The organism is Flavobacterium psychroterrae, assembly GCF_018380615.1.
GTDB lineage: Bacteria > Bacteroidota > Bacteroidia > Flavobacteriales > Flavobacteriaceae > Flavobacterium > Flavobacterium psychroterrae.
In genome coordinates, this window is the sequence record NZ_JAGYVZ010000007.1 from 1 (window position 1) to 26704 (window position 26704).

A 26704-nucleotide genomic window follows, 5' to 3' on the forward strand; every position below is an offset into this window, starting at 1 on the left:
CATTGCAGATGCAATTTTAGACAGAATCGTTCACAATGCTCTTCGGATAGAATTAAAAGGAGAATCAATGAGAAAAAAGAAAATAGAAAAACAACTAATAGAATAAAATAATTTTATATTTTTAAACTACTTTTTAGACACCTTTTTGAGTTCATTTATACTGCTCACTTTTATCCAGAATTAGGTGCTCACTTTATCCAGAATATCCACCCTTTGGAATGGATATGAAAATTAATCTTAATCAAAAAGGAAACTATATTTTGGTAATTGGACATTCGCAAATGGCTGATAATCCTTTTTGGGGTAAATTCAATGTGGAAATTCAGAATATTAAGCCTTAAAGCGCTCTATATTATTGCCGGTAAAAAACTCATAGGCTCTTTTCTCTGCATAAGAATATGTTGAATTACGCAATGGAAAAGCGCAGTGTCCACCATATTTTGGAGTTTCGAGATAAACATAATCGCTGTCTTTTGATATAGCTCTGGGATAACACCTTTCACCTAAAAAAGGATCATCAAGTGAATTAATAATTAAAACCGGTGTTGTAATATTTTTAAGCGAAAATTCCGGAGAGACACGTTGATAGTATTCATCACGGCTTGCAAAGCCATGAAGCGGTGCTGTAAAATAATGATCAACTTCGTCAAACGAAGAAATTTTATCAATTTGATCACGGTTTATAAAATCAGGAAACTGTGCGGCTTTATATTTCAGTTTTCTTTTTATATCAATTGTAAAATTCTTTAAATAAACTCTGTTAAAGCCTTGTTTAAGTATTGCAGCACTTGTTGCGATATGAGTTGGCACTGAAATAGTGACTGCTGCCTTTATACGCTTATCGATTTTTGACCAGCCTAAATAATTCAAAAGCTGAACACCTCCCATTGAATATCCAATTAAATAAACATCTTCGAATCCTTTTTGTAAAACAAACTGCACCACTTCATCAAGATCATCAACTGCACCGTGATGATAAAGCCTCGGAAGACGGTTCATTTCACCTCCGCAAGTGCGATTATTCCATGCGAAAACTGAAAAATTTTTCTGCTGAAAATAAGTTGCACAGCTATTATTATACGTTCTTCTGGAATCTCCTTCTAAACCATGACATAAAATAACTGCTTTTTTAGGATCACTTATAATAAAATCAATATTAATAAAATCTCCGTCACTCAACTCCAGTTTTTCTCTGGTGTATCCAGGAGCATCAAACCTTTTGAACAAAGCAGCATAAATAGTCGAAATATGCCTGTTGCGCTGAATAATAGGTGAATTATATTCTGATTGTTCAATTAAAGGCATAACAAAAAAGTTTTTATGGTGGGTAATGCAAATCTAAGCAATCCATTAACATGTAATTTAAAACTGTCGTTTTATTTCATTTCTACAAATCATAACCTTAACTCTTTGCCACAAATCATGTTTCATTTTATATTTTGAAACCTGTTTTTTTAATATTCCTTTTTAGTTATATGTAACTTTACAATAGTTATTCCAATAGTTAAAAAAATAAAAAACATGTTAATCCCTAACGAATTGTACAATGTTAAATTTGCAGAATTTATAGAGACTATAAAAAAATTGTATTTAGTAGATGATAAGTTCAAAAACATTTGTGATGATTACTGTAATAGTAAAATGAATACCGAAAAGTATAAGAGAAAATTTGAGAAAAATTTTAGTAATAAATTAAAATCCGAAAATTTATCAAAAGAACTAGAAGAAGAAGTATTGATCTACGTGATGAGAAAAATTTAAATCAACTATCAAATTTATTTACAAACCAGTTTCTTCTTTATTGTGATCATTACTTAACAAGTAAACGGTAATTACTTAAAAATTGCCAATTAATTATTTGTCCGGTTCTTAAGAGCATACACCTTTTCCCTAAGCTTTTGTAATAATAAAGGATCTTTTCCTTTTGCATCATTTAAATGAATGGGTTTTCCAATAGTCATTTTAAGTGCACATCCTTGTTTGTTAAAAAGCTCAGAAATTAGTTTTGAAGTTTGCAGCATAGGATGAATTGATTTTAGCATACTAAAGAAGAAACCATTATTTCCGTGAAAATATACAGGCAAAATAGGCACATCTGCTTTGCCAATAATTTTCCCCACAACGGGATGCCATTCAGGATCTGTAATTTCACTGGTCTTAAAATTATAAGATGAAACCTCACCGGCAGGAAATATTGCTACAGGCGTACCTTCAGACAAAGTTTTAAGTGTCATCTTTAATCCAGTAATACTAGCAGAATTTTGTACGTTTTCAAATGGATTTACTGCAATAATACATTTTGCAAGATTGGGAATTTCCTTTAATAAAAAATTTCCCATATACTTAGTGTCAGGACGAATTTTTGAAATTGTACTTAATAAAGCCAATGATTCAATACCTCCGTACGGATGATTAGCAACAACTATAAATGCTCCTTCTTTAGGAATATTAAGTAACTCGGCTGCATCAAATTGCACTTTTACACCAATTTTCGTTAAAACATAATTGGCAAAATCTGCATTCTCCAGATTACCCGCCTCTTTTACAACGGTATTTAAGCTGTTAATTTTCAATACTTTCATTAAACACGATGATAAACCGGGAATAGGAATTTTAGAAAGACCAGTAACTTCAGAAAATTTTTCTTTGGATATCAATGTCATAATGTTGTAATATTAAATATGTTTGTTAGTGTTATATATTAAAATTATAAGAATCTAAAAAGAAATAAAATTAGCGATGTCTATTATTATAAATTTTGCCAAAATTCTGATGATGGCAATGAGAAATCTAGTAAATACAATGTAATCTTTGTTTTGATCATGGCCAAAGATACTCGGATTTTATTTGCGAACATCGAATATGCAAATAAACAAATATAAAAGATGAAGTTATTTTTGTGACCCCTTCTCCAATTTCTGTTCAAATTCATATTTAGAGAACTCATAAAAAAATAATTAAATAAATTATCTAATTATTTTTAGAGTTATTTGTGACTATTGTCAACTTCATTAAAGTCATCCTTTTTAGAACAAGACATATTAGCCTGTCCGAAAAATTGTATTTTTGCTTTATAGTAAAGCTTATCGAGAAATTATTCAATAAATAAAATTTACATTATATTTTAAACAATAAAAAATCCAAACCCCAATTTTAAAGTTGGGATTTGGATTTTTGTATTTGGAAATTTATATGTCGTTAGTCTAAAATAAAACTCACACTTACGTTTGCAACAACTTCGATTTCACCCACTGCTAAAGTTTGATTTTCGGCACCGGCTGAATCCATAGCCATAGTTTTCATTGCTGAGTACATTGGTTGTGGACGATAAACCTGAGTATTATCAGCAATAGTATATGCTTTACCAACTTTTTGTCCTAAAACCGAAACGTAATCTTCTGCTTTTAGTTTAGCATCTTTTATCGCTAATTTTCTGGCTTCTGTTTCAATTTGAGCTAATTTCGATGTTTCAAAAGACACTTTGTCAATACGGTTAATACCTTGTTGAACAAGACCTTCCATCAACTCATCGTATTTAGTTAAATCTTTTAATACAATTTCTATTGTTTGAGTTGCGTTGTAACTTGTTTTCTTTTTTTCATAATCATATTGCGGATTAAGAGCTACTTGTTTTGTTTTAAAATCTGCTGTTGGCACATTCATCTTTTTGATAAATTTTAAAACTGCGTCGATTTTTTCGTCATTTTGTTTTTTGACATCTTTAGCATTATTCCCTTTTGTTTCAACAGTTGCTGAAATACAAACCTGATCCGGTGCTACTTTTACTTTTCCTTCGCCATTTACATTGATTTGAGGAATTTGTTTGATTTCCTGGCCGTAAGACATAGTCATAAACATGATTGTTAAAAATAATACTACTTTCTTCATTTTTGTTATATTTAAATTGTTTGATTATCGAATTTCAAAAGTTGTGCCAATATTATAATTTCCCCAATTTTGCCATTACAAAAAGTATTAGAATTGGGATCGCCAGTAACACCACCATCAATGTATGGTCTGCAATTAGCGAAGGCTCTTTTACCAAAGTTATTAAATACCCGCCTATAGCACCTCCAAAATGCGCTGTATGCCCAATATTATCATTTTTAGCACGCATTCCGTAAATTGAATATAATAAATATAAGATTCCGAATAAATATGCCGGCATTGGTATCACAAAGAAAATCCCCAACATCATATCAGGCTGAAGTAATATTGCAGAATATAAAATACCCGTCACCGCGCCAGAAGCTCCAACGGCACGATAACTATAATCATTTTTATGAAAAAGCATGGTTAGTAAACTTCCGAAAATTAAACTTCCAAAATAAATTAAAACAAAAGAAATCGGACCCATCCATTGAATTACTACCGGAGCAAAAAACCAAAGTGTCAACATATTAAATACCAAATGCATCATATCTGCATGTAAAAAACCGGATGAAATCATTCTGATTTGTTCTCCTGAACGAATACTTCCTACATGAAATTCGTATTTTCTAAAAAAAGCAAGATCATTAAAACCTTTGTAACTAATTACAGCATTAGCCAGTATAATCCCTATTAAAATGGTATTCATAAAAAATATTTATTGTGATTTGTAAATATAGTCATTCTTAAACATATGTTACCTTCAGACCAAATTATCGCTCATTATCCATTTTTACTTTATATTTGCTAAAAAAAATAGTACATGCAATTTCTCGTTTATATATTAGCCTATCCTTTACTTTGGCTTATCTCTATACTTCCTTTTCGATTGTTTTACTGGTTATCAGATTTTGTCTGTTTTATTATATATAGGATCGTAGGCTACCGCAAAAAAGTAGTACGTGAAAACCTGGCGCTTACTTTGCCCAACTTAAGTAAAAGCGAGTTAAAAATAATTGAAAAGAAATTTTACCACCATATGTGTGATATGTTTTTGGAAACAATTAAAACAATGAGCATTTCGCCTAAAGAAATGGAAAAGAGATTTCATGTGACCAATATTGATCTTGTAAACGACTATGCAAAAAAAGGTAAAAGCGTAATTCTTGTAGCTTCGCACTATGCAAGTTATGAATGGCTTTTGACAATTAACCCTAAAATTGACTTTAAAGGAATTGCCGTTTACAAAAGAGTTGCAAACCCATATTTTGATAAACTGGTTCGAAAAATACGCTCTAAATATGATACAGAATTAGTTGAAACAAGAAAGGCAATCCCAACTATGGCGCAAAATCAGCGTGACGGAATTTTAAGCATGTATGGATTAGCAAGTGATCAATCGCCTAAACTGGATAGAATTTTTCATTCAATGAAATTCATGGGAATCGAAGTTCCGGTTCATACAGGAGCCGAAATGCTGGCAAAAAAATACCACTTAAGCGTGATTTTTGTAAAAGTAAAAAAAGTAGCAAGAGGGTATTATGAAGCAACTTTTGTACCTATTGCAGATAATCCAAACGATTATGAAAACTTTGATATTACAGAAAAGTATTTAAGAGAAGTCGAAAAACAAATTTACGAAGCTCCTGAATTTTATTTATGGACGCACAAAAGATGGAAACATCGAGTTGAATAATATTCTTCAAAAAAAAATAAAAATCCAAAAAAGTAACAATTGCTTTTTTGGATTTTTTCATTTTATAAACTTTATAATAACAGAAACTCGTTATTCAAAGTAGAAAAATAAATTTTGATGTGTTTTTGTACTATTTTTTTTCTGAAAGAATCAAATGATAAATTACATAAAGAACATATATTTGAAAAAGATTAACCCTACTTAAATCTAAAATAACCTACTATGAAGAAAAACTTATGTTCTTTAATTTTATGTATTTCAATAGCTGCTTTCGCTCAAAGCCCCAAACGCGGAATTGCTTACGGAAATAACTCAACGGCAGATTTACTTGCTCTAAAACCAGGAGTTTCATGGTGGTACAATTGGGGATCTTCCCCAGAAAATGACACTAATGCTAATTATGAATCTATTGGTATTGAATATGTCCCGATGACATGGAATGCGGTAAGCGATGCTGATGTACAAGCTTTTATAAACAGAATAAAGCCCGGTGCAAAATATTTACTCGCCTTTAATGAACCTAATTTTAATGATGGCGCAAGATTAACTCCGCAAGAAGCCGTAAATGCATGGAAAAATGTTGAGAAAATTGCTGCCGCCAAAAACTTAGAAATAGTAAGTGCCTCACCAGCCTATAATGACCCGAATAATAATTATGGCGGTTATAGTAGTCCAACTGCGTGGCACGATCAATTTTTTCTTTTATGCCCCAATTGCAAAGTCGATTATATTGCTTTTCATACTTATGATAGCTCTTCTGGATCAGTTATTGGCGTTACCAGTCTTTTAAAAAAATACAATCGTCCGGTTTGGGTGACCGAATTTGCGAACAGAGTAATTCAAAGTGCCGCTGACAAAACTAAGTTTATGAAAGATATCATAACTAATTTTGAAAATGATCCGGACATTTACAGATATTCCTGGTTTACAGGACGAGTTCCAGCCGACTGGTTAGATATGGCAGAAGGTCCTTTATTAGCTCCCCAAAGCGGCGTTTTAAGACCAATAGGAACTGAATATATAAATACAACTTATACCTCAAAAAAGATGAATGTTCCGGGCAGAATAATTGCCAATAAACATTATCGCCGAAAAGGAACAACACTGCAAAACACAACTGATTCAGGAACAATACAAAATGTATCTAATATAGAAACAGGCGATTGGAATGAATTTATGCTGAATGTTGATAACGCAGGAACTTATAATTTCACGTTTAGAGCTGCATCAACAAGTCAGGGAAAATTTGATATTTTAGTTAATGATGTTGTAGCAAAAACAGATGAAACATTTCCAGCAACGGGAAGTTTGCAAACGTATACGAACAAAATTGTAAACGGAATCGCATTACCAAAAGGAGAAGTTTACCTGAAAATTAAATTCAAATCAAACGATATGAATTTTAATTTTATCGATGTTTCAACAGCAAACTTAGGCGTAAATGATCCTGCGGTTGAAACAGATTATTTTACGGTTTACCCAAATCCGATTAAAACGCAGGCTACACTTCATATAAAATCTGCTATTACAGAACCTTTGACTTTAAGAATAACAGATATGAAGGGAAGTATTTGTTTTTTATCAGATACAAATTTTACAAATGAAGATATTAAAATTGGAGACAAACTTTCAAGCGGAATTTATATCGTAACCGCAACTTATGGTAAAGTCAAAAAATCCTTGAAAATCATCAAAGATTAAAATTTTACCACAGAGTGCACAAAGTTTTAATTTTAATTTATGCATAGCAAACACAAAGTTCGCAAAGCTAAATATTGAATCAGCTTTGCGAACTTTGTGTTTTGTGAACGCACTATCAAATAAATCTTAGCGAACTTTGCGGTTAAATACAAGGCCGTTTTTAAACAAAAAAACACCTCTTTCGAAATCAACGAAAGAGGTGTTTTCTGTATTATAATTGTCAAAAATTAAATTCCTGCAATTGCTTTTATTTCATCTATAATTCGAAGTGCTAATACATCTGCTTTTTCCTGAGAAGGAGCTTCAGTATAAATTCTGATAATTGGTTCTGTGTTTGATTTTCTTAAATGAACCCATTCTGTAGCAAAATCAATTTTTACACCATCAATCGTTGTGATATCTTCGTTTTTATATTTATCTGTCATAGCTTCTAAAATCGCATCAACATCAATTTGTGGTGTTAATTCAATTTTATTTTTGCTCATATAATATTCAGGATATGAAGCACGCAATGCCGAAACTGATATTTTTTTGTTAGCCAAATGTGTTAAAAACAATGCTACCCCAACTAAACTATCACGTCCGTAATGAGATTCAGGATAAATGATTCCGCCGTTTCCTTCACCACCAATAATAGCGTTATTCTTTTTCATTAATTCAACAACATTCACTTCTCCAACTGCGCTGGCTTCATATTTTCCGCCATGAGCAACCGTTACATCGCGTAAAGCACGAGACGATGACATATTCGAAACTGTATTTCCGGGAGTTTTACTCAAAACATAATCGGCGCAAGCCACTAAAGTATATTCTTCGCCAAACATTTCTCCGTCTTCACAAATAAAAGCAAGACGATCCACGTCCGGATCAACCACAACACCTAAATCAGCTTTTTCTTTTACAACTAATTCAGAAATATCAGTTAAATGCTCTTTTAAAGGTTCCGGATTATGAGGGAAATGTCCGTTTGGTTCGCAGTATAATTTTACCACTTCAACGCCCATTAATTCTAATAATCTTGGGATAATTATTCCGCCTGACGAATTTACTCCATCAACAACCACCTTAAATTTTGCCGCTTTTACCGCTTCAACATCTACTAAAGGTAAATTTAAAACCTCGTCGATATGAATATCCATATAAGAATCATTTACCGTGATTTCGCCTAAATTATCAACATCCGAGAAATCGAAAGCTTCAGCATCAGCAATATCTAAAATTTTTGCTCCTTCATCTCCACTTAAAAATTCTCCTTTAGCATTCAATAATTTTAAGGCATTCCATTGTTTCGGATTATGAGATGCTGTTAAAATAATTCCACCATCCGCTTTTTCTAAAGGAACAGCAATTTCAACCGTTGGCGTTGTCGAAAGTCCCAGATCAATTACATTAATCCCTAAACCTACTAAAGTATTTACAACCAGATTGTGAATCATAGGCCCGGAAATTCTGGCATCGCGACCTATTACAACCGTTAATTTTTCTTTTGAAGTATTGTTTTTCAAGAAAGTCCCGTATGCCGATGCAAATTTTACAGCGTCAACAGGAGTCAGGTTATCTCCTACTTTCCCACCAATAGTTCCTCGTATTCCTGAGATCGATTTTATTAAAGTCATGTTTTGTGAGTTATGGTTACCAGTTACAAATATAGATTTTTTTTAAAGATGCTAAGGTGCTGAGATACTAAGTTGCTAAGGTTTTAAGATTTAAAAAGAAACCAAAATATTAAGTTTATATTGTGAAGTCTACTCTAAAAGCGATTTAAAAAAGATTTCATACTTTTACTAAAACAACTTAGTTTCTTAGTCCCGAAGTTTCTAGTAGCAACTTTAAAAAAGAAAAACTTAGAATCTTAGCCTCTCAGAAAATTAGCAACTTATAAAGAATGAACTTCCTAGCCCACATCTATTTGTCCGGAGACAATGATTTAATCAAAATTGGTAATTTTATGGCCGATGGAATTCGCGGGAAACAATTTGAACATTTTCCTGAAGAAGTTCAAAAAGGCATTATTTTGCACCGCTCCATAGACACTTACACAGATTCTCATGATGTTTTTAGGCAAAGTACCAAACGGTTACATGAAAAATACCATCATTATGCAGGCGTTATTGTTGATATTGTTTATGATCATTTCTTAGCCAAAAACTGGACAAAATATTCAGATGAAAAACTGGAAGATTTCATCAATCGGTTTTATACTTCATTACATACTAATTATGATATCCTGACCGAAAAAACTCAGGGTTTAATGCCGTATATGATCGAAAGAAACTGGCTTTTAAGTTATCAAACCGTTGAAGGAATCAAGAACATTTTGACACAAATGGACCGACGCTCAAAAAACACATCAAAAATGCAGTTTGCAAGTGAAGAATTAGTTGAATTTTATTCGGAATTTGAACAGGAATTCACGCTCTTTTTTGAAGATATCAAAAAGCATTCAAAACAAAAATTACTCTCTTTATAGAATCAGCAAAATTTTATAAAAACAAATACAATTCTTTTCATGAAAAAAATCGCCTTTTTATTCAGCTTTATTTCTATTTATAGTTTTGCCCAACAAACCGCAAAACCAACCGGATTAGTCGCTACAAAAGCAATGGTCGTTTCGGCACGTCAGGAGGCATCTAAAGTAGGTTTAGAAATTATACAAAAAGGCGGAAATGCTTTTGATGCAATGGTTGGTACCGAATTGGCTTTGGCAGTCGCATTTCCGTTTGCAGGAAATATTGGCGGCGGCGGATTTATGGTGTACCGAAAAGCAAATGGCGAAGTTGGATCTTTAGATTATCGTGAAAAAGCACCATTAGCGGCAACAAAAGATATGTTTCTGGACAAAGACGGAAATGTTATAAAAGGAAAAAGTACCCAAACTGCTTTAGCAATTGGTGTTCCGGGAACTATTGCGGGAGTTTTTGCCGTACATAAAAAATTAGGTTCTTTACCAATGGCTGAAATTTTAAAACCTGTTATTGCTCTAGCAGAAAGAGGTGTGGTTGTCACCAAAAAACAGGAAAAAAATATAAATGATTATCGGGATGCTATTGTAAAAATAAACGGTGATAAAACGCCATTGGCAACTCTGTACAAAGAAAATGACACTATTAAATATCCGGCTCTTGCCAAAACGTTAAAACGAATTGCAAAAAACGGAAGAAATGAATTCTACAAAGGCGAAACAGCTAAAATATTAGTCGAGTATCTTAATAAAAAAGGCGGAATTATCACACTTCAGGATTTAGCAAAATATGAAGCGAAATGGAGAAAACCATTGCAATTTACTTATAAAGATTTAAAAATTACTTCGATGTCTCCTCCAAGCAGCGGCGGAATTTGTCTGGCGCAGATCATGAAAATGATTGCTCCTTATGATTTAGCTAAAATGGGACATAACTCTGAAGAATCTATTCAAATAATTGTTGAAGCCGAAAGAAGGGCTTACGCCGACAGAAGCCAGTTTTTAGGAGATCCTGATTTTGTAAAAATTCCGATTAATGGTTTATTGTCTGATGTTTACTTGAAAGACAGAATGTCAACTTTTAATGTAAACAAAGCCAGTTTATCATCAGAAATAAAAGAAGGAAAAGTAAATTTTAACGAAAGTACCGAAACTACTCATTATTCGATTATTGATGCTCAGGGAAATGCCGTTGCTGCAACCACAACACTTAATGACGGTTACGGATCAAAATATTATTGTGATGAATTAGGTTTTTTTCTAAATAACGAAATGGATGATTTTAGCGCAAAACCCGGATCTCCTAATATGTTTGGCTTGGTAGGAAATGAAGCCAATAGTATCGCTCCGCAAAAAAGAATGTTAAGTTCAATGACGCCAACAATTGTCGAGAAAAACGGAAAGTTATTTATGGTCGTAGGTTCTCCAGGCGGATCGACTATTATTACAACTGTTTTACAAGCCATTTTAAATGTTTACGAATACAATTTGAGTATGCAGGAAGCGGTAAATGCACCACGATTTCATCATCAATGGTTACCGGATTTAATAACGTTTGAACCTGATGCATTTGACAAGATTACGACAGACAAACTAAAAGCTAAAGGATATTTAATCAATGAAAAAACTACGCCAGTAATTGGCAAACTTGATTGTATTTTGGTTTTACCAAATAATAATCTTGAAGGCGGAGCAGATTTTCGAGGAGACGATACTGCTGTAGGCTTTTAATTTTATTGATAATTTTCATTTATATTCAAACATTATGAGTTAAATTTGTAGTTTCCCTAACTTTTTACAAACAGAATGCTAAAAAAATATTTCAGAAGATTAGAAAGCATTATCGCTTTAGGACAATCATTAATGACTCCAAAGCAATTTATTTTTTTATCAAGTGTTTTAATTGGTGTTTCGTGCTCTTTGGCAGTAATTGTATTAAAAACTTTTGCCCATAGCGTTTTCTCTTTTGCCACCTACATCAATGGTATTTTAAAACTGAGTTTCATTAATAGTATTCTTCCAATCATCGGAATTGTACTGACGGTTTTTGTGGTAAAAAGGGTTCTTAACGGAAGCATCGAAAAAGGAACTTCTCAGATTTTATATGCAGTGGCTAAAAAAGCCAGTATTATTCCGAAGAAGCAAATGTATGCTCAAATTGTGACCTCTTCACTTACTGTTGGTTTAGGAGGTTCTGCAGGTTTAGAAAGCCCTATCGTTATTACAGGTGCAGCATTTGGATCTAATTTTGCTCAAAATTTCAAATTACCTTACAAAGACAGGACATTACTTATTGGTTGTGGTGTTGCTGCCGGAATTTCGGCTGCTTTTAACGCACCCATTGCCGGAGTTCTTTTTGCTATAGAAGTTTTATTAGTCGACGTAAGTATTTCAGCCTTTACTCCTATTATGATTTCTGCTGCGACCGGTGCTTTGGTTTCTGCTATCGTCTTAGACGAAACTATTTTATTGTCGTTCAAAAAACAAGAAGCTTTTAATTATCATAATATTCCTTTTTATGTTCTGTTAGGAATTTTAACTGGTTTCATGGCTGTTTATTACGCACGTAATTTTCAAAAAGTCGAGCATTATTTTTCGAAGTTACAAGTTGGTCCTTACAGAAAAGCGTTAATTGGATCTTCACTACTCGCATTACTTATCTTTATATTTCCCACCCTTTTTGGTGAAGGTTATGAAAGCATTAAAACACTATCTGAATCAGATCCGGGGAAATTATTAGACAATACATTATTTGCAAATTTTAGAGATAATCAATGGGTTTTACTTCTTTTTGTAGGATGTACCATGATGGTAAAAGTTTTTGCTTCCGGACTAACTCTTGGCAGCGGTGGAAACGGAGGTAACTTTGCCCCATCGTTATTTTTAGGCTCCTATCTGGGTTATTTCTTTGCGAAATTTATCAGCATGATTGGTTTATCAAAATTGCCCATTAGTAACTTTACTATGGTTGGTATGGCAGGTATTTTGAGCGGATTGTTTCATGCTCCGCTTACTGCAATTTTCTTAATTGCCGAAATTACTGGTGGTTACAGCCTGATGATTCCGCTTATGATTGTTTCCTCTATAAGTTTTGCAATCTCTAAACGTTTTGAGAAATATTCACTTGATGTAAAAGGTCTGGCTAAAAAAGGTCATGCATTCACAAGTAATAAAGATTCTAATATTTTATCTACATTAGATATTGACACCATAATTCAATGCGATTATTTAACGGTTCATCCTGACGAAAATCTCAGCAAATTAGTAGATCTTATTTCACATTCAAATCAGGTTGTTTTTGCAGTTGTTGATAATGAAAAAGATCTTGTTGGAATTGTTCATTTCAATGATATCAGGGAAATTATATTCAACAGTTATCGCGTTAAATATACTTTGATTAAAGATGTAATGAAAACTCCCGCTGCTACAATTTCATCTGATGACAGCATGGAAATCGTAATGAGCAAATTCGAAAAATCTAAATCGGCTTTTCTTCCCGTATTACGAAATGAGAAATACTTTGGATTTATATCCAAATCTATAGCACTTGAAGCCTATAGAACAAAACTCCGTTCCATGACAATTGAGTAAGCTTAATATCGGATAGTTAAAAATTTGAGTTATCCGATATTAAGACGTATCTTTGTGGGATTATGTGGAATATAGACTTGACATACAGAGAAGAATTTCAATCAACATTTGATCGATTGTACCAAAAAAGGCTTGATTTGCAAAACAGCAGACCATTGCCCAATATTGCTTTACACAAAATTCGCGAAAGCCTATCCCTTGAATGGACTTACAATTCAAATAGTATCGAAGGCAACACAATGAGTTTACGAGAAACACAAATGGTAATTCAGGAAGGAATTACTATAAAAGGAAAATCGCTTCGGGAACATTTTGAAACCCATAATCACGATAAAGCAATTGATTATTTATACTCGATTGTTGATGATAATTACAACTTAAGAAGTATAGACATTCTATCTATTCATGGATTAGTTTTACGTTCCATCGAAGATGATTTTGCCGGGCGATTACGAAACGGAGGCGTTCGAATTTCAGGCGCTAATTTTATGCCTCCCAATGCCAGCAAAGTTTCAGATTATCTGGATGAATTGATTGATTTTATCAATACAAATCCGTTAAGTTTAAACGATATAGAACTTGCCACAATTTACCATCATAAACTAGTCTGGATTCATCCATTTTTTGATGGAAATGGCCGTACAGTTCGTTTAAGCATGAATTTATTATTGATGCGTTGCGGTTTTCCGCCCGCTATCATCTTAAAAAATGATAGAAAAAAATATTATGAAGCACTTAATCAGGCTAATACTGGTAATTATCAAAAATTAACTCTTTTGATGTGTCAGGCTTTAGAACGTACGCTCAACATATACTTAAGTTCGATGCCGGGAAGTACTTATGATTTTCAGCCCATACAAAATATTGTAAGTGAACCTGAAACTCCTTACGGTCAGGAATACATTAGTTTACTGGCAAGAACCGGCAAAATTGATGCTTATAAAGAAGGTCGCAACTGGTACACCACCAAACAAGCCATCGAAGAGTATATGGCAACCCGAAAAAGAAAACGCTAACTTAGGTTCTATCGTCAGGATACAAATATTTTAATCAATTAAAACACGAATTGCACTGATTTGCACTAAATCTTTAAGATTAAATTAGTTTGTGAAATTAATTTCACAAACTAATTAGTGACAATTCGTGCAATTCATGTTTATTTTTTTGGCATTTTTTGTTACTATTTGTAACATAAAGTTTTGCTATCGAGCACAAAAGAACAAATCAAAGTGTTAACTTTGCGTTTTGCTCAAAATTATGTTAGAAAAAGACAATACTATTGAAGTTCTTGGTGCAAGAGTTCATAATCTAAAAAATATAGACATTTCTATTCCGCGTGAAAAACTGGTTGTAATTACCGGTTTATCAGGATCGGGAAAATCGTCTTTGGCATTTGATACCATTTATGCCGAAGGACAGCGTCGTTACGTTGAAACTTTTTCGGCTTATGCCAGACAGTTTCTTGGCGGGCTTGAACGTCCTGATGTTGATAAAATCGACGGACTTTCGCCTGTAATTGCGATTGAACAAAAAACAACCAGTAAAAGTCCGCGTTCAACTGTGGGAACTATTACAGAAATATACGATTTCCTGCGACTTCTTTACGCTCGTGGCGCTGACGCTTATAGTTACAACACTGGCGAAAAAATGGTTTCCTACTCTGATGAACAAATTAAAGATTTGATTATTCAGGATTTTAAAGGAAAACGTATCAATATTCTTGCTCCAATTATTAGAGCCAGAAAGGGTCATTATGCTGAGTTATTCCAGCAAATTACCAAACAAGGTTTCCTTAAAGTTCGTGTAAATGGCGAAGTAAAGGATTTAGTTTCAGGAATGAAATTAGATCGTTATAAAACCCACGATATTGAAATTGTAGTTGATCGAATGTTGATTGAAGATACTGAAGACAATCAAAAAAGATTATCAGAAAGTATCAATACTGCGATGCATCATGGTGAAAACGTTTTGATGATCCTGGATCAGGATTCCAATGAAGTTCGCTTTTTCAGCAGAAATTTAATGTGTCCATCAACTGGAATTTCATACCAAAATCCGGAACCAAATTTATTTTCGTTCAACTCCCCAAAAGGAGCTTGCCCGCATTGTAACGGATTAGGAACAGTACACGAAATCAATGTTAAAAAGATAATCCCAAATCCTAAATTATCGATTAAAGCTGGAGGTTTTGCTCCGCTTGGTGAATACAAATCGTCCTGGATTTTTAAACAACTGGAAGTTATTGGCGAAAAATTCAGTTTCAAAATAACAGACCCTATTGAGAAAATTCCGGAAGAAGCCATGACAATGATTTTGCATGGTGGAAAAGACAAGTTCGTTGTGAACTCAAAAGATTTAGGAGTAACCCGTGATTATAAAATAGATTTTGAAGGAATTTCGCATTTCATAAAAAATCAATTTGATGAAACTTCTTCAACCACAATAAAACGTTGGGCGAAAGATTTTATGGACGAAGTAAACTGTCCGGTTTGTGATGGTTCACGTTTAAAAAAAGAAGCTTTATTCTTTAAAATCAACGGAAAAAATATTGTAGAATTGTGCGATATGGATATCTCTGATTTAACGATCTGGTTTCAGGATTTAAATCAACATTTATCAGACAAACAGCTTTTGATTGCTTCAGAAGTTGTGAAAGAAATCAAGGATCGTTTGAACTTTTTAATGAATGTTGGTTTAGAATATTTGGCTTTAAGCCGAAGTTCAAAATCACTTTCGGGTGGTGAAGCGCAACGTATTCGTCTGGCAACACAAATTGGTTCACAATTGGTTGGTGTTTTATATATATTGGATGAGCCAAGTATTGGTTTACACCAAAGAGATAATGAAAAACTGATTCACTCATTGGAACAATTACGTGATATAGGAAATTCTGTTATTGTCGTTGAACACGACAAAGACATGATCGAACGCGCTGATTATGTTATTGATATTGGACCAAAAGCGGGAAAATATGGTGGAGAAATTATTAGTATCGGAACTCCGGCAGAAACTTTAAAATCAAATACAATTACCGCTCAATATTTGAACGGTACAATGAAATTAGAGATTCCGAAAGAGCGCCGTAAAGGAAATGGAAAATTCCTAAAACTAACCGGAGCAACGGGAAACAACTTAAAAAATGTTTCGATTGAATTGCCCCTAGGGAAAATGATTTGCGTAACGGGAGTTTCAGGAAGTGGAAAATCGACTTTGATAAATGAAACCCTATACCCTATTTTGAATGCTTATTATTTTAATGGCGTAAAAAAACCACAACCTTATAAAAAGATTGAAGGTCTTGAACATATTGACAAAGTAATTGATATTGACCAAAGTCCGATTGGGAGAACACCACGTTCTAATCCAGCAACTTATACCGAAGTTTTCACAGAAATTAGGAATCTGTTTACGATGACTTCTGAAAGTATGATTCGTGGATATAAAGCAGGACGTTTTAGTTTTAACGTAAAAGGCGGACGTTGCGAAACCTGTGAAGGTTCTGGTGTTAGAACTATTGAAATGAACTTTTTACCTGATGTTTATGTAGAATGTGAAACCTGTCAGGGAAAACGTTTTAACAGAGAAACATTGGAAATTCGTTATAAAGGAAAATCAATTTCGGATGTATTGAATATGACAGTTGATGAAGCGGTTCCGTTTTTTGAAATGATTCCGAAGATTTACAGAAAAGTAAAAACAATTCAGGATGTTGGTTTAGGATATATCACGCTGGGTCAACAAAGTACAACACTTTCGGGTGGTGAAGCGCAACGTATAAAATTAGCAGGAGAATTGTCTAAAAAAGATACTGGAAATACGTTTTATATTCTCGATGAACCCACTACAGGATTGCATTTTGAAGACATTCGTGTTTTGATGGACGTGATCAACAAATTAGTTGATAAAGGAAATACAATCCTGATTATCGAACACAATATGGACGTTATAAAACTTGCTGATTATATTATCGATATTGGTCCAGAAGGTGGAAAAGGCGGCGGACAATTAATCGCAAAAGGAACTCCGGAAGAAGTAGCGAAAAATAAAAAAAGCTATACGGCTAAGTTTTTGAAAAAGGAGTTATCTTAAAAAACCTCGCAAAGGAATTTTAAAAAAGTAATTATATTTGTTCTAAACACATAAAACAAAATGAAAGAATCTATCATCATAAAAAATCTTGGTCCATTAAAAGACATCTCTATTGAAGAAATAAAACCATTTACTGTCTTTATTGGAGAATCTGGAAGCGGGAAAAGTACTTTGATGAAAGTTATTTCTTTGTTTAGATGGATATATAAAATGCAAAATATTTATTCATATCTAAAGATAAGTAATGTTAATATTCCATTTGAATTTAAATCCGATATACATTCTTATTTTGAAAATAGCGGTATAGATGAATTCATAACACCAAACACTCAAATTATCTATAAAGCTACATTTGACAAAAACGTAAATTACGAGATCAAATTCCTGGGAATGAATACCTTAAGCTTTTCAAATCAAACAATCAATGCATCTTATTTATCTTTTAACAAGATTAGTTTCATTTCTGAGACTCGAAATATTATTCCACTTTGGAGTAATTCGATTTCTTCTTTAACAGGGGGGAATTTAGGATTCTACTTTCAAGAAGTATTCAAAGATTTTGATTTAGCTTCTAGTTCAATAAAAAAAATAGAATTAAAACATTTAGATTTAAAGTTTTTTGTTGATAAAAATCCTTTTGGAAAAACCTACAAAATAGAATCTAATACCAATGAAAAATTTAATATCGAATTCAGAAATAGCTCATCAGGAACTCAAACTTCGGTTCCAATACTTTTGATTTCACAATTTTTTGCAAAAAATTTCAAATTTGAGGACAGTTTTAATACTTCTATTTTAAAATATTTATCTTCTACAGATAGCTTAACAGAGTTCAAAGCAGTAAAAAATCTAAGTGATTTAAATAAAAAAATATACATTCATATAGAAGAACCAGAATTAAGTTTATTTCCTGATGCACAATGTAAATTAATAGATAATTTGGTAGAAAATTGTTTTATTAGTAATACAAATCCCGTAGAATTGTTAATTTCTACTCATAGTCCATACATCATAAATTATCTTAATCTACTTATTAAAAGATTTGACGAAAATATTAAAGAAGCAAGATACAATTATGATGAATTAGCAGTTTATCAAGTTGCTAATGGTACTTTAATTAATTTAATGGCACAAAATGAGCGATTAGTAAACACAAATCCTCTATCTGACACCATAAATGATATTTATAATGAATATGAAAAATTAGGATAATTATGGATAGCTTGTTAAAAAATGATTTTACTTCATTCCATCAGCTACCTCTTTCTAATCTAAACATACGTCAAGATACAATTTTACCATATTTTGAATTAGAAGATATTGATACAGTTTTAACACTATCTAGTATTAAAGATTCAGGAACAGCAAAATACACTAATCCTAATAATTTAGAAGTAGCTATAATTGATTACGATACTTTTCTAACTAGTTATCACATAGATTTAAGCAAGGTAAAAGTAGATGTGATGCAATAGTTTACACTCAAAATAAATCTTATTTTCTATTGAATGAATTAAAAAATAGAAAAATCGTTGATAAAAACGCATCAGAAGAAGTACTTTCAGGTGCAATTTCTCAAATGCTTAAAACTTTAAAATTAATTAAAACAACTCCATCTATTGATACTTTTATAAACCTTTTTACCCAAAAAAGATGTTGTTATTGCAATAAACAATCTACTAACCCCTCAATTACCATTGATGCTCCAAATGCGTTTAACAGATTAAACAATTTAGTACCTGATGGAATTGAAATGGAGCATATTGAAATCAATGATTTAGGATTTCAATTATTTCAATATACAGGTTCGCAAACTATAAAATTGAATTAAGTAAAAAAATCGATTGTCCCCCCTGGAACACGTTTTGTAATAACACATTTCAATATGTTAGGAATTATAATCAAGTATTCAATCCATTGAAAATTTCAACGTGCCAAAGATTTAATCATTGAATATTTCAACCACAGATTATTCCGCAATAACAATTCATCTTGTCGCATTATTATATTAATCTCCTGATAATGAATCCCCAACCAAAAACATACACTAGAAAATGTTACATTTAGATTAATAAATCCCCATTTCTGTAACAATTATCGAAAAAAGCAGTAATTTAGTACGCCCTTTTTGCCAAAGCTTTTGAATCTGGCAAGATTAAGATAAAATGTATGAATCTAAAAGAGAAATTCAGTAGCGTAAACCAATATTTTTCGCCTAAAATTATTGATGAAGTAAACGATCAATATATTAAAGTGGCTAAAATAAAAGGTCAGGAAGTTCCGTGGCATAATCACGAGAATGAAGACGAATTATTTTACATCGTCGATGGTGAACTTTTAATGGAAATTGAAAACAAGCCATCATTCACCATGAAAAAAGGTGATTTATTCGTTGTAAAAAAAGGCGTTAATCACAGGGTTTCATCGGTAGAGGAATGTTCAATAATGCTAATTGAATCGAAAACTACAGAACATACCGGAAAAGTTAAAAGTAACATTACAAAATCAATTGAAGAACAAACGTATTAATTAAAGAGAATTGTTCCTTTCTACAAAACAATGTTTCAATTGAAAACTGGTGCCCTAGCCCTGATGGTAGCGGCATCCTTTTTCTGGCTTCTTTAGCCAGGAAAAGATATAGCGTACAGCAGGAAACAGCTCCTTATTTCGATTCCGCTCAATGTAACAACTTGAATGACAATTTAAAAAAGACACAACTTAAACAAAAATATAAATTATTAAAATATCTAAAATGAGATTAGAAGATTTTGACAATGATGAGGATAAAATAATCCAGGATCGTTTGAAACAAAAAACGTGGAATGAAATTAGAACGAATGATAGTTGGGCGATTTTTAAAATCATGGCCGAGTTTGTAAATGGTTACGAAAGCATGGGACGTATTGGTCCTTGTGTATCTATTTTTGGATCTGCGAGAACAAAACCGGAGGATAAATACTATTTATTGGCCGAAAAAATTGCATACAAAATCAGTAAAGCTGGTTACGGAGTAATCACAGGAGGTGGTCCCGGAATCATGGAAGCCGGAAATAAAGGTGCACATTTAGGTGGCGGAATTTCGGTGGGATTAAATATCGAATTGCCTTTTGAACAACACTTTAACCCTTATATCGATCACGATAAAAACCTAAATTTCGACTATTTCTTTGTGAGAAAAGTAATGTTCGTTAAATATTCGCAAGGTTTTGTGGTTATGCCTGGAGGTTTTGGAACTCTTGACGAAATGTTTGAAGCGATTACTTTGATTCAGACGAAAAAAATTGGAAAATTCCCAATTATATTAGTTGGTGTTGAATTCTGGTCTGGTTTAATCGATTGGGTAAAAACGGTTTTGGTTGAAAAAATGCAAACTGTAAGTCCTGATGATTTAAACTTATTCAAGATTGTAGATACTGAAGATGAAGTTGTTGATGTATTAGATAAATTCTACAAAAAATACGATTTAAGTCCTAATTTCTAAATTATTTTTTTTACCATATAAGTGATATAAGATAATTTAAGTTGACGCAGATTAAACTGATTCGCTAAAGCGAAGATGCTGATAAAAACGGATTTATTTGGGATTTGGAATTTAAAAAATTGGAATTTTATTTTTCAACTTATATGGTAAAAAGACATTAAATCTTACAAAAAATTAAAGCTGTTTTTTAAAACAGCTTTTTTTATACTATTTTTACAGAAAACCAAAATAAACTTACAAACGTAACTTAAGCTATATCGTTAATCATTCTAAGCCATCCTTGAAACCATTTTATAAAATTATTTTCTTCGTTTTTGTTTTGATGAGCTCATTAAAACAATATGCACAACATCAGTCAAAGATGGAAGTGGCATTTAATGTTGAGCTGAAAACTTTAAACGTAAAACAGGATATTACGTATTATAACACTTCAAACGACTCTTTGATTTCGATTGTTTTGAACGATTGGAACAACGCTTTCTCTGATAAAAATACGCCGCTTGCAAGAAGATTTTCAGATGAATTTTACAGAGGTTTTCATTTAGCGAAAGCTGCGGAAAGAGGAAATACTACAATCATAAATCTAACCGATTCTGATAATATGGCGCTCGAATGGGAACGAACTGAAAAAGATCCTGATCTTGTTGTTGTTAAACTTAGGAGAAAACTTTTTCCGGGCGAAAAATTAGATTTACATCTAATATATATTTCTAAAATTCCGAGTGATAAATTTACGCATTATGGCTTTGATCAAAATGGCGGAATGAATTTGAAAAACTGGTTTTTAATTCCTGCTCGTTTTGAAAATCATAGTTTTGTGACCTATAATAATTTCAATCTGGATGATATTGCAAATGCACGCACAGATTATGAAGTAAACATCAAGATTCCGAATGAATATTCGGTTACTACAGATTTGAATTTGGTTGGTGAAGATGCAGTAAATTCGTCCTTTAAAACATACTCGTTTTCGGGAAATAACAGAACGGACTTTAACTTTTTTATCGAAAAACAAAATAGCTTTATAAGTTATGAAAATGGCTCTGTAGAAGTACTGTCGAATCTTAAAAACAAAAAAATTACCGAGATTCAGAAAGCAATTATTATCAATCGCGTTGTGACTTTTGCAAATAGTTTTATTGGGAAATATCCGCATCAAAAAATCACAGTTTCTCAAACAGATTATGATCGAAATCCGTTTTATGGACTGAATCAGTTACCATCATTTATTAGTCCGTTTACAGATGATTTTATTTTCGAAATCACCTTCTTAAAAACGTATCTTAATAATTATCTTAAGAATAGTTTAAAACTGGATCCGCGAAAAGACAATTGGGTTTATGATGGAATCCAGATTTATACAATGATGAAATTCATGGAGGAAAATCATCTGGATCAAAAAATGCTTGGAAAGCTGTCTGATTGGAAACTCTTTAAAAGTTACAATATTGCTAATTTGACTTTTAATGAGCAATACAGTTATTATTATATGCTGATGGCGAGAAAAAATCTGGATCAGCCGCTTGGGGATTCAAAGAATACTTTAATAAAATTCAACGAACAAATTGCCAGTAAATATCGTGCAGGTTTAAGCCTTAGTTATTTAGATGATTATTTAAATCATAATATTGTTCCGGAAAGTGTGCAGGAATTTTATAACCTGAACAAAACAGAACAAACTAACCGTTTTGATTTTGAGAAAATTCTAACTAAAAATAGTCCTAAAAAAATTGATTGGTTTTTTAATACGATCATCGATTCAAGAGATATAATCGATTATAAATTCTCGAACGTTTCAAGAACTAAAGACAGTGTTCAATTTAAAGTAAAAAACAAAACCAATAATTTTGTTCCTATTCCGGTTTATGGACTGAAAAAAAATACAGTCGTTTTTAAAAAATGTATCGAACCTAAAAACAATGATTCGATTTATGAATTTGATCGAAAAAATGCCGATAAAATAGTTTTAAACTACGATAATGAAGTTCCGGAATACAACTTGAGAAATAACTGGAAATCATTGAAAAGTCTGGTAATCACAAATCGACCTATCAAGTTTAATTTTGCTAAAGATTTAGAAGATCCTTATTACAATCAGATTTTATATATCCCTACCCTTACTTATAATTTATATGATGGTTTTACGCCGGGAATTCGTTTTCATAATAAAACCATTCTGGATAAACCATTTACGTTTGATGTTAATCCTGCCTATTCTATTAAAGCTGGAACTATATCCAGTTCATCTGCTTTTGTCTGGAACCAATACTATCGCAACAGCACACTTTATAATGTAAGATATTCTATTAGCCAGAATTATTTTCATTATGCGCCTGACGCAACGTATTTAAGGTTAAATCCGATGGTTCAATTTAGAATTCGGGAGGAAAATTTCAGAGACAATAGAAAACAGCTTTTTATGTTTCGTCAAGTGATCGTAAATCGGGAAGACAGTCAATATATCACAGACAATTCAAAACCTAATTATTCGATTTTTAATGCTCGTTATTCGAATACAAAAACGGAATTGATTAATCATTTTAACTTTATGACTGATCTACAATTTGCGGGAAATTTTGGAAAAGTTGCCGGAGAAATTGAATACAGACGCTTATTTGAAAACAATCATAAACTGAATTTGAGATTTTATGCAGGAAGTTTTTTGTATAACACAACAAATTCTGATTATTTTAGTTTTGGTTTAGACCGTCCGACCGATTATATGTTTGATTATAATTTTTACGGACGATCTGAAAGTACCGGCTTTTTTAGTCAGCAATATGTAATGGCCGAAGGTGGTTTTAAATCAAAATTACAGCCAGGATACGCCAATCAATGGATGACGGCATTAAATGCAAGTTACTCCATATGGAATTGGATTGAGGCTTATGGCGACATTGGTTTTATGAGAAATAAACATCAAAGTGAGAATTTTGTTTACGATAGCGGTATCCGATTAAATCTGGTTCCTGATTACTTTGAAGTCTATTTTCCTGTTTATTCTAATAACGGGTGGGAAATTTCTCAAAATAAATACAACGAAAAAATACGATTTGTTATCACATTATCACCAAAAACATTAGTCAATCTTTTTACTAGAAAATGGTTTTAATTGAATAAATTTTAAATAAAAACATGCGTTATTATCACTAAATTACGTTTTTATATCAATATACCTTAAAAAATATACGTAGTTTTTTGATTTTAAATACAAATAATTAAATTATATTTATTTTAAAGAATTATGATTATTGATTGTTTTTAAGTAATTTCGCAGTCTAACTTGACCCTCAAGATTATGATAAAAGAAAAAAGCAATACTACACTAACATTTGAAGATTTCAAAACTGAGGTATTGAACGACTACAGAATTGCAGTTACCAGCCGCGAATGTAGCCTTTTAGGTCGTAAAGAAGTATTAACAGGAAAGGCCAAATTTGGAATTTTTGGTGACGGAAAAGAAGTGCCGCAGCTTGCAATGGCAAAAGCATTTCAAAACGGAGATTTCCGTTCCGGATACTATCGCGATCAGACTTTTATGATGGCTATTGGAGAATTAACTCCTAAACAATTTTTCGCAGGTTTATACGGCCACACTGATTTAGAATATGATCCAATGTCTGCCGGAAGACAAATGGGCGGACACTTTGTAACGCACAGTTTAAACGAAGACGGATCCTGGAAAGACTTAACAAAACAAAAAAATTCAAGCGCAGATATATCTCCTACAGCCGGACAAATGCCAAGATTATTGGGATTAGCTCAGGCATCTAAAATCTATAGAAACGTTGACGGAATCACAACCAAAGACAAATTCTCTGTAAACGGAAATGAGATCGCCTGGGGAACTATAGGAAACGCAAGTACATCTGAAGGTTTGTTTTTTGAAACCATAAACGCTGCCGGAGTTTTACAAGTACCAATGGTAATGAGCGTTTGGGATGATGAATACGGAATTTCGGTTCACGCAAGACATCAAACTACTAAAGAAAATATATCTGAAATTTTAAAAGGATACCAACGCGACGAAGAATCAAACGGGTATGAAATTTTTAGAGTTAAAGGTTGGGATTATGCAGAGCTGGTTTCAACATATGAAAGAGCTGCTGCAATTGCCCGCGAACATCATATTCCGGTTTTAATTCACGTAAACGAATTAACACAGCCGCAAGGTCACTCTACTTCAGGTTCTCACGAGCGTTACAAAAATGCAGAAAGACTGGCTTGGGAGAAAGATTTTGACTGTGTTCGTCAGATGCGTTTATGGATGATTGCCATCAATATTGCATCTCCTGAAGAATTGACGGAAATTGAAAATGAATTGAAAAAAGAAGTTCTGGAAGCTAAAAAAGAAGCCTGGAATTCTTTCATTAATCCAATTATTGAAGATCAAAAAAATCTAATGGTTTTACTGGAGCAAATTTCTGCTGCGAGTATTAATCATAAAGATAAAATTCAAAAATATATCTCAGAATTAAGCGTAATTAAATCTCCTTTAAAAAAGGAAATGCTGGTAATCGCCAGAAAAATATTGCGTTTTATCGAAGTTCCAAACAGCAAGGTTTTATTATCAGACTGGATTACGAATTATATCGAAATCACACAACCAAGATTCAGCAGCAATTTGCATTCTGATTCAGATAAAAATGTTTTTTCAGTAGAAAAAGTGCTTCCGGAATATGCTGATAATGCAAAACCTGATTTAGACGGTCGAATGATTCTTCGTGATAACTTTGACGCTTTATTTACCAAATATCCTGAAACACTAATTTTTGGTGAAGACGTAGGAAACATTGGTGATGTAAATCAAGGTCTTGAAGGCATGCAGGAAAAATACGGTGAACTTCGTGTTGCCGATGTTGGTATTCGTGAAGCCACTATTATTGGGCAAGGAATTGGAATGGCTTTAAGAGGTTTACGTCCAATTGCTGAAATTCAGTATTTAGATTATTTATTATATGCGATTCAAATCATGAGTGATGATTTGGCTACTTTACAATACAGAACCGTTGGAAAACAAAAAGCACCATTAATTATCAGAACCCGCGGACATCGTCTGGAAGGAATCTGGCATTCTGGTTCACCAATGGGAATGATTATTAACGCCGTTCGCGGAATCCATGTTTTGGTTCCAAGAAATATGACACAAGCAGCAGGTTTTTACAACGCTCTTTTAGAGTGTGATGAACCAGCTTTAGTAATCGAATGTTTAAATGGTTATCGATTAAAAGAAAAAACTCCGCTGAATTTTGGTGAATTCAAAACGCCAATTGGTGTTGTTGAAACTCTAAAAGAAGGTGCAGATATTACTTTAGTATCTTACGGATCAACTTTAAGATTAGTAGAACAAGCAGCAATAGAATTACTTGATTTAGGAATTGATTGTGAAGTAATTGATGCTCAATCTCTGCTCCCGTTTGATATTAATAAAGATATTGTAAAAAGTATTGCTAAAACAAATCGTCTTTTAGTAATCGACGAAGACGTTCCCGGAGGAGCTTCCGCTTATATTTTACAACAAATTCTGGAAGAACAAAACGCTTACATTCATCTTGACAGTAAACCGCAAACACTAGCCGCAAAAGCGCACAGACCTGCGTACGGAACTGATGGTGATTATTTCTCTAAACCTTCAGCCGAAGATATTTTTGAGAAAGTATATAGTATGATGCATGAAGTTAATCCTGCTAAATATCCTAATTTATACCAATAATTTAGTTTGAATTTCAATATAAAAAAAGCTCCAAATCGTAATGATTTGGAGCTTTTTTATGCTTTTTTTGTTATTAAAACAGATAAAATCCGCGACAATCAG

General features: G+C 32.6%; 21 protein-coding genes. 16 read left to right on the plus strand and 5 right to left on the minus strand.

Translation table 11 applies throughout. From position 1 onward, the window contains the following. Positions 1–106 (plus strand): ATP-binding protein (locus KHA90_RS09130; RefSeq protein WP_244860288.1); only part of this gene is annotated, 106 nt, incomplete at its 5' end. A gap of 224 nt (positions 107–330) precedes the next feature. On the opposite strand, the gene KHA90_RS09135 is transcribed toward KHA90_RS09130, so the two are convergent. Further along, positions 331–1305 carry a YheT family hydrolase gene (locus tag KHA90_RS09135; RefSeq protein ID WP_213298224.1) on the minus strand — a complete coding sequence of 325 codons (975 nt, stop codon included), beginning with the start codon at positions 1303–1305 and terminating at the stop codon, positions 331–333. Between the two features lie 216 nt (positions 1306–1521). Here KHA90_RS09135 and KHA90_RS09140 point away from each other — a divergent pair, with 216 nt between their 5' ends. Beyond that, on the plus strand, positions 1522–1761 hold the full coding sequence (locus KHA90_RS09140; protein ID WP_213298227.1) for a hypothetical protein: 240 nt from the start codon (positions 1522–1524) through the stop codon (positions 1759–1761). 89 nt (positions 1762–1850) lie between these two features. On the opposite strand, the gene KHA90_RS09145 is transcribed toward KHA90_RS09140, so the two are convergent. From KHA90_RS09145 to KHA90_RS09155, 3 genes are all read right to left on the minus strand, one after another. After that, entirely contained in the window at positions 1851–2663 is an 813-nt protein-coding gene (locus KHA90_RS09145) for a lysophospholipid acyltransferase family protein (protein ID WP_213298230.1), read from the minus strand. Between the two features lie 535 nt (positions 2664–3198). Beyond that, positions 3199–3888: an SIMPL domain-containing protein gene (locus tag KHA90_RS09150; protein ID WP_213298233.1), complete on the minus strand. Its 690-nt coding sequence runs from the start codon at positions 3886–3888 to the stop codon at positions 3199–3201. Positions 3889–3940: 52 nt separating this feature from the next. Next, on the minus strand, positions 3941–4579 hold the full coding sequence (locus KHA90_RS09155) for a rhomboid family intramembrane serine protease (protein WP_213298235.1): 639 nt from the start codon (positions 4577–4579) through the stop codon (positions 3941–3943). A 114-nt stretch (positions 4580–4693) separates the two neighbouring features. Between KHA90_RS09155 and KHA90_RS09160 the strand changes: the two genes are divergently transcribed. Then, a complete protein-coding gene (locus KHA90_RS09160) occupies positions 4694–5566 on the plus strand; it encodes a lysophospholipid acyltransferase family protein (protein WP_213298238.1) in 873 nt (290 codons plus the stop codon). A 222-nt stretch (positions 5567–5788) separates the two neighbouring features. Beyond that, positions 5789–7267, plus strand: coding sequence for a glycosyl hydrolase (locus KHA90_RS09165; RefSeq protein ID WP_213298241.1), 1479 nt, complete (start codon positions 5789–5791; stop codon positions 7265–7267). Between the two features lie 227 nt (positions 7268–7494). On the opposite strand, the gene glmM is transcribed toward KHA90_RS09165, so the two are convergent. Then, positions 7495–8883: a phosphoglucosamine mutase gene (gene glmM, locus KHA90_RS09170; RefSeq protein WP_213298244.1), complete on the minus strand. Its 1389-nt coding sequence runs from the start codon at positions 8881–8883 to the stop codon at positions 7495–7497. Positions 8884–9152: 269 nt separating this feature from the next. Between glmM and KHA90_RS09175 the strand changes: the two genes are divergently transcribed. From KHA90_RS09175 to KHA90_RS09230, 12 genes are all read left to right on the plus strand, one after another. After that, the gene (locus tag KHA90_RS09175) at positions 9153–9737 is read left to right on the plus strand and encodes an acyl carrier protein phosphodiesterase (RefSeq protein WP_213298247.1); all 585 of its coding nucleotides are present in this window, start codon (positions 9153–9155) and stop codon (positions 9735–9737) included. A 39-nt stretch (positions 9738–9776) separates the two neighbouring features. Continuing rightward, the gene (ggt, locus tag KHA90_RS09180) at positions 9777–11459 is read left to right on the plus strand and encodes a gamma-glutamyltransferase (protein WP_213298250.1); all 1683 of its coding nucleotides are present in this window, start codon (positions 9777–9779) and stop codon (positions 11457–11459) included. 75 nt (positions 11460–11534) lie between these two features. After that, the gene (locus KHA90_RS09185) at positions 11535–13319 is read left to right on the plus strand and encodes a chloride channel protein (protein ID WP_213298253.1); all 1785 of its coding nucleotides are present in this window, start codon (positions 11535–11537) and stop codon (positions 13317–13319) included. Between the two features lie 62 nt (positions 13320–13381). Next, positions 13382–14335 carry a Fic family protein gene (locus KHA90_RS09190; protein WP_213298256.1) on the plus strand — a complete coding sequence of 318 codons (954 nt, stop codon included), beginning with the start codon at positions 13382–13384 and terminating at the stop codon, positions 14333–14335. A 241-nt stretch (positions 14336–14576) separates the two neighbouring features. After that, complete coding sequence (gene uvrA, locus KHA90_RS09195; protein ID WP_213298259.1) at positions 14577–17408, plus strand: excinuclease ABC subunit UvrA; 2832 nt, start codon at positions 14577–14579, stop codon at positions 17406–17408. Between the two features lie 60 nt (positions 17409–17468). Further along, positions 17469–18620 (plus strand): AAA family ATPase, encoded by a 1152-nt coding sequence (locus KHA90_RS09200; RefSeq protein WP_213298262.1) that lies wholly within the window; start codon positions 17469–17471, stop codon positions 18618–18620. A 2-nt stretch (positions 18621–18622) separates the two neighbouring features. Continuing rightward, positions 18623–18883 carry a hypothetical protein gene (locus tag KHA90_RS09205; protein WP_213298266.1) on the plus strand — a complete coding sequence of 87 codons (261 nt, stop codon included), beginning with the start codon at positions 18623–18625 and terminating at the stop codon, positions 18881–18883. Between the two features lie 29 nt (positions 18884–18912). Continuing rightward, a complete protein-coding gene (locus KHA90_RS09210) occupies positions 18913–19239 on the plus strand; it encodes a hypothetical protein (protein ID WP_213298269.1) in 327 nt (108 codons plus the stop codon). 338 nt (positions 19240–19577) lie between these two features. Continuing rightward, the gene (locus tag KHA90_RS09215; protein WP_213298272.1) at positions 19578–19937 is read left to right on the plus strand and encodes a cupin domain-containing protein; all 360 of its coding nucleotides are present in this window, start codon (positions 19578–19580) and stop codon (positions 19935–19937) included. 223 nt (positions 19938–20160) lie between these two features. Next, the gene (locus KHA90_RS09220) at positions 20161–20889 is read left to right on the plus strand and encodes an LOG family protein (RefSeq protein ID WP_213298275.1); all 729 of its coding nucleotides are present in this window, start codon (positions 20161–20163) and stop codon (positions 20887–20889) included. A gap of 361 nt (positions 20890–21250) precedes the next feature. Further along, positions 21251–24001, plus strand: a complete 2751-nt coding sequence (locus KHA90_RS09225) for a gluzincin family metallopeptidase (protein WP_213298627.1) — start codon at positions 21251–21253, stop codon at positions 23999–24001. Between the two features lie 186 nt (positions 24002–24187). Next, a complete protein-coding gene (locus KHA90_RS09230) occupies positions 24188–26602 on the plus strand; it encodes an alpha-ketoacid dehydrogenase subunit alpha/beta (protein WP_213298278.1) in 2415 nt (804 codons plus the stop codon). Positions 26603–26704 lie beyond the last annotated feature (102 nt).